The following is a 4,814-nucleotide window of genomic DNA, read 5'->3' as shown; positions in this document are numbered from 1 at the left end:
CCGCCGGCGACGAGGACGTCCGCGCCCTCGATGTCGACGTCGGCGCCGCGCTGCTCGCCGCGGGTGACCATCTTCGCCCTGCCGGCGTGCTCGGAGTACGAGACGTCGACCTTCTCGACGGCGGCGGCGCCGCCGCCGGCCTCGTTGATCTCGAACGCGTTGAGGCGGCCGATGATGATGCCGACGCTCGACTTGTAGGCGATCTCGGAGATCGCCGAGTCACCGAGGATCGGGCGCTCGGCGATGAGCTTGCCGCCCTCGGCCCGGACGTTCGTCACCTCCATCGCGACGCCGGCGTCGACGCGCGCGGCGAGGCCGGCGCCGATCTCGAAGCCGAGGAGGCCGCCGCCGAAGAGGGCGTAGCCGTAGTCGCCGTCCTCGATGACCTTCGCCATCGCGTCGACGACCGGCTGCGCGAGGCCCTCGGGGCCCTCGGCGACGATCGCCTTCGCCGCGCCGTACTGGCCGAGGCTGCCCGCGAGGTCGTCGCTGACGCCCTCGCCGACGAGGATCGCGTGGCACTCGCCGCCGATCTCGGACGCGAGCTTCGCGCCCTCGGAGACCGCGCCGAGGCTGTTCTTGTTGATCTCGCCCTCGTAGTGGAGGGCGTACACCAGGATGTTCGCCATGATCGTGTGGCCTCCGTTCAGATGAGCTTGCGCTCGTCGAGCCAGGCGACGATCTTCTCGACCGTCTCGGCGGTGTCCTCGTCCTCGATGATGAGCCCCGGCTCCTTCTGCGGCGGGGCCTTCGCGGCCTGCCACTGAGCGTTCGAGTTCTCGCCGCCGACCTTCGAGGCGTCGATCTCGACGTCGCCGGTCGCGACCGCGTCGAGGGGCTTCTTCTTCGCGCCCATGATCGCCTTCAGCGACGGGTAGCGCGGCTCGTTGATCGCGTCGCCGACGGAGATGACGGCCGGCAGCGACACCTCGACGGTGTCGTAGCCGTACTCGGCCTGGCGCTCGCAGCGGGCGCCCTCGCCGGTCACCTTCATGTCGATGACCTGCGTCAGCGACGGCATGCCGAGGTGCTCGGCGACGACCGCGCCGATCGTGTAGCACTCGCCGTCGTCGGACTGCTGGCCGAGGAGGACCAGGTCGGGATTCTCGCGCTTCAGCGTCTGCGCGAGCGCGTAACCCGTCGCGGCGACGTCGGAGCCCGCGAGAGCCTCGTCGACGAGGTGGACCGAGCGGTCCGCGCCGAGCGAGACGGCCTTGTGGAGCGCGCGCACGGCGGACTCCGGGCCCATCGTCACGGCGACGACCTCCTCGACCGGGACCTCGCCGCCCTCCTTGATCTGCATCGCAGCCTCGATGGCGTGCGTGTCGTACGGGTTGAGGTTCTTCTCACCGCTGCGGTCCATGCGGCCCGTGTTCGGGTCGATCCGCTTCTGGACGGCGGCGTCCGGCACCTCTTTGACCAGGACGCAAATCTTCACTTCGGCCTCCTCATGGGCAAACGGACGTTCGTAGTGTACTTGCGCAGTTGACTGACGAGTCAATCGGGGCGCGGGCGCGTTCTTGGCCCACCCCTCGCGGCAGGCGGAAGCGACCGCCGAAGCGGTCCCGCGCCCGCCAGGGTGCTACGACTGCTCGCGGTCCTTGACGGCAGTCTGGATGAAGTCGATGATCTCCGTCGTCGGCGCGCCCGGGGTGAACACCTCGGCGACGCCGAGCGACTTCAGCTCGGGGATGTCGTCCGACGGGATCGTGCCGCCGACGGTGACGACGACGTCGTCGATCCCCTGCTCCTTGAGCAGCTCGACGATGCGGGGCACGAGCGTCATGTGCGCCCCGGAGAGGATCGAGAGCCCGACGGCGTCGGCGTCCTCCTGGATCACCGTCTCGACGATCTGCTCCGGCGTCTGGTGGAGGCCGGTGTAGATGACCTCCATCCCGGCGTCGCGCAGAGCGCGCGCGATGATCTTCGCGCCGCGGTCGTGGCCGTCGAGGCCGGGCTTCGCGACGACGACGCGGATCTTCCTGATGACGGTGCTGGCGGACATGGTGGCTCCTGCGACGGACGGACGGCGGGAAGTCTAGTCCCCGGGGCGTCGCGGTGAGGCGCGCCCCGCGGCGGGACCCTCCAGGGGGACCGCCCGGTCCCCCCGGCGGAGGAGCCCGGCCGGGAGCCGCGTCGCGAGACCGGGTGCCGGCGGCCGCCCGGACGACCGGTGCGCGCACCGCTCGCGCGCGCGACTCGGCGCGCGCGGCGGCGCGGCTGCGCGGCCGGGAGACGGCGATCGCGGAGCGCCGCCGGGCGCGACGGGACGCGCCCGGCGGAGGGCATCAGAAGACCGGCGCCTCGGTGTAGCTGCCGAAGACCTCCTGGAGGGCGTGGATGATCTCGCCCTCCGAGGCCGAGACACGCGCGCAGTCGAGCAGCGCGGGCATGAGGTTCGCGTCGGTCGCCGCGGCCTCCTTGAGCTTCGTGAGCTCGACCTCGACGGCCGCGCTGTCGCGACGCGCCTTCACGGCCTGGACGCGGCCGATCTGCTTGCGCTCGAGGTCGGGGTCGACGCGGAGGATGAGCGTGTCGTCGTCGCCGCCCTCGGTGTGGGAGTTGACGCCGACGACCTTGCGGCGGCCGTCCTCGATCTCGCACTGCAGCTCGAAGCTCGCGTCGGCGATCTCGCGCTGGGGGTAGTTCTGCTTCACGGCCTCGACCATGCCGCCGAGCTCGTCGATCTTCGCGAAGTAGCCGTAGCAGAGCTCCTCCATGCGATCGGTGAGCGCCTCGACGAAGTAGCTGCCGCCGAGCGGGTCGATCGTGTTCGTGACGCCGGTCTCGTGGGCGATGATCTGCTGCGTGCGCAGCGCGATCCGCACGGCGTCCTCGGTCGGCAGCGCGAGCGCCTCGTCGTAGGAGTTCGTGTGGAGGGACTGCGTGCCGCCGAGAACCCCGGCGAGCGCCTCGATCGCGGTCCGGGTGATGTTGTTGAGCGGCTGCTGCGCGGTGAGCGACACGCCGGCGGTCTGCGTGTGGAAGCGCATGAGCCACGACTTCGGGTTCTTCGCGCCGAACGTCTCGCGCAGCTCGCGCGCCCAGATGCGGCGCGCGGCGCGGTACTTCGCGATCTCCTCGAAGAAGTCGATCTGCGCGTTGAAGAAGAAGGAGAGACGCGGCGCGAACTTGTCGACGTCGAGACCGCGCTCGACGGCCTGCTCGACGTAGGTGAGGCCGTCCTTGAGCGTGAACGCGAGTTCCTGCGCGGCGGTCGCCCCCGCCTCGCGGATGTGGTAGCCGGAGATCGACACCGGATGCCAGCGCGGCATCTCGTGCGTGCACCACTCGATCATGTCGCCGAGGAGGCGCATCGCCGGGTCGATCGGGAAGCACCACTCCTTCTGGGCGATGTACTCCTTGAGGATGTCCGCCTGGATCGTCCCGGCGAGGTCCTTCGGCTGGACGCCCTGGCGCTCGGCCGCGACGACGTAGTAGACCATCATGATCGCCGCCGGGGCGTTGATCGTCATGGAGACGGAGACCTCGCCGAGGTCGATGCCGCCGAAGAGGGTCTCCATGTCGTCGACGGTGTCGATCGCGACGCCCTCGCGCCCGACCTCGCCGAGCGAGCGCGGCGAGTCGGAGTCGTGCCCCATGAGGGACGGCATGTCGAACGCGGTCGACAGGCCCGTCTGTCCGTGCCCGAGGAGGTAGTGGAACCGCTCGTTCGTCTCCTCGGCCGTGCCGAAGCCGGCGAACTGCCGCATCGTCCAGAGGCGCCCGCGGTACATCGAGGGGTAGACGCCACGCGTGTACGGATACTGGCCGGGCAGTCCGATCTGCTCGCGCGCCGGGAGGTCGTCCTCGGTGTAGAGCGGCTTGATCGGCTCCGCGGAGAGCGTCGTGAAGGGGACGTCGCGCTCGGCCGAGAGGCCGTAGGCCTCGCGCCACTCCTCGTAGGTCGTGGGGGTCGTCACTGGGGTCGTCGCCATGCTCGAACAGCGCTCCGGGGAAAAATAGGTGGAAGTCCGCGTATCTCGGTGTACCCGGAAGTATAGGTATGCACCCACGCATTTCAACGCCCCCTCCCCCGGGGGCGCTCCGGCGCTCAGCGGACCGGCGTCTGGGGCACGTCGCCGGCGTCGGCGCGCAGGACCGTGAGCACCCGGAGGAGGGTCTCCTGGTCGTCCGGACCGAGGGCGTCGATCGTGAAGCCCTCCCCGTTGAGGATCTCGGTGCCGCGCTGTGCGACCCCGCGCCCCGCCTCGGTGATGCGGACGAGCGTCGTGCGCCCGTCCTCCGGGTGGCGGACGCGCTCCACGAGGCCCGCGGCCACGAGCTTGTCGACGGCGTTCGTCACCGACGTGCGGTGGACCTGGAGCCGCTCGCCGATCTTGCCGACCGGCAGCTCACCGCGGCGGGTGAAGAGGAGGAGCATGAGGAGCTCGTAGCGCGCGAAGGTGACCCCGAGCGGCCGGAGGAGCTCGTCGAAGCGCCCGACGAGGATCTGCTGCGCGCGGACGATCGAGGTCACCGCGGCCATCGCGCGCGCAGGCTCGGGTCCCCAGCGCTCGTCCCAGTGGCGGCGCGCCTCGGCGATCGGGTCGACCCGCAGCGTCACCACAAGGAGGATAAGCGGGGGCCCGGCGGCGCGCCGGAGCGCGGCTCAGCGGCGACGGGTCTGCGCGGCGACGCCGGCGCTGCCCACGAGCGCGGCGGCCCCGAGCGCGCCGACGGCACGGATCCGCCGCCCGAGCGTCTCGAAGCGGAGGACCTCCCACCCCTCCTCGCGGGCGATGCGGGCGAGGACGGGGTCGGGGTTGACGGCGACCGGGTGGCCGACGGCGCGCAGCATCGGCAGGTCCGAC

At 71.1% G+C, this 4,814-nt stretch carries 5 protein-coding genes and 1 pseudogene; all 6 read right to left on the bottom strand.

Going from position 1 to position 4,814, the window contains the following annotated elements:
• On the bottom strand, nucleotides 1–629 hold a 629-nt coding region (locus ACME2J_RS21885; RefSeq protein WP_495547069.1), incomplete at its 3' end, for an electron transfer flavoprotein subunit alpha/FixB family protein.
• A gap of 17 nt (nucleotides 630–646) precedes the next feature.
• On the bottom strand, nucleotides 647–1,438 hold the full coding sequence (locus tag ACME2J_RS21880; RefSeq protein ID WP_495547068.1) for an electron transfer flavoprotein subunit beta/FixA family protein: 792 nt from the start codon (nucleotides 1,436–1,438) through the stop codon (nucleotides 647–649).
• Nucleotides 1,439–1,582: 144 nt separating this feature from the next.
• On the bottom strand, nucleotides 1,583–2,005 hold the full coding sequence (gene icmB / locus ACME2J_RS21875; RefSeq protein ID WP_495547067.1) for a coenzyme B12-dependent isobutyryl CoA mutase small subunit: 423 nt from the start codon (nucleotides 2,003–2,005) through the stop codon (nucleotides 1,583–1,585).
• 283 nt (nucleotides 2,006–2,288) lie between these two features.
• Nucleotides 2,289–3,938 carry an acyl-CoA mutase large subunit family protein gene (locus ACME2J_RS21870; protein WP_495547066.1) on the bottom strand — a complete coding sequence of 550 codons (1,650 nt, stop codon included), beginning with the start codon at nucleotides 3,936–3,938 and terminating at the stop codon, nucleotides 2,289–2,291.
• Nucleotides 3,939–4,054: 116 nt separating this feature from the next.
• The gene (locus ACME2J_RS21865; RefSeq protein ID WP_495547065.1) at nucleotides 4,055–4,567 is read right to left on the bottom strand and encodes a MarR family winged helix-turn-helix transcriptional regulator; all 513 of its coding nucleotides are present in this window, start codon (nucleotides 4,565–4,567) and stop codon (nucleotides 4,055–4,057) included.
• A gap of 45 nt (nucleotides 4,568–4,612) precedes the next feature.
• Nucleotides 4,613–4,814, bottom strand: a pseudogene (locus tag ACME2J_RS21860) (HAD family hydrolase); the annotation flags it as partial.

Source organism: Paraconexibacter sp. (genome assembly GCF_059438195.1).
This window is presented reverse-complemented; position numbering and strand designations above follow the sequence as displayed.

Excerpts from the sequence above, each read along its gene's own strand:
- ACME2J_RS21870 (WP_495547066.1), bottom strand. The coding sequence starts at position 3,938 with ATGGCGACGACCCCAGTGACGACCCCCACGACCTACGAGGAGTGGCGC.
- icmB (WP_495547067.1), bottom strand. The coding sequence starts at position 2,005 with ATGTCCGCCAGCACCGTCATCAGGAAGATCCGCGTCGTCGTCGCGAAG.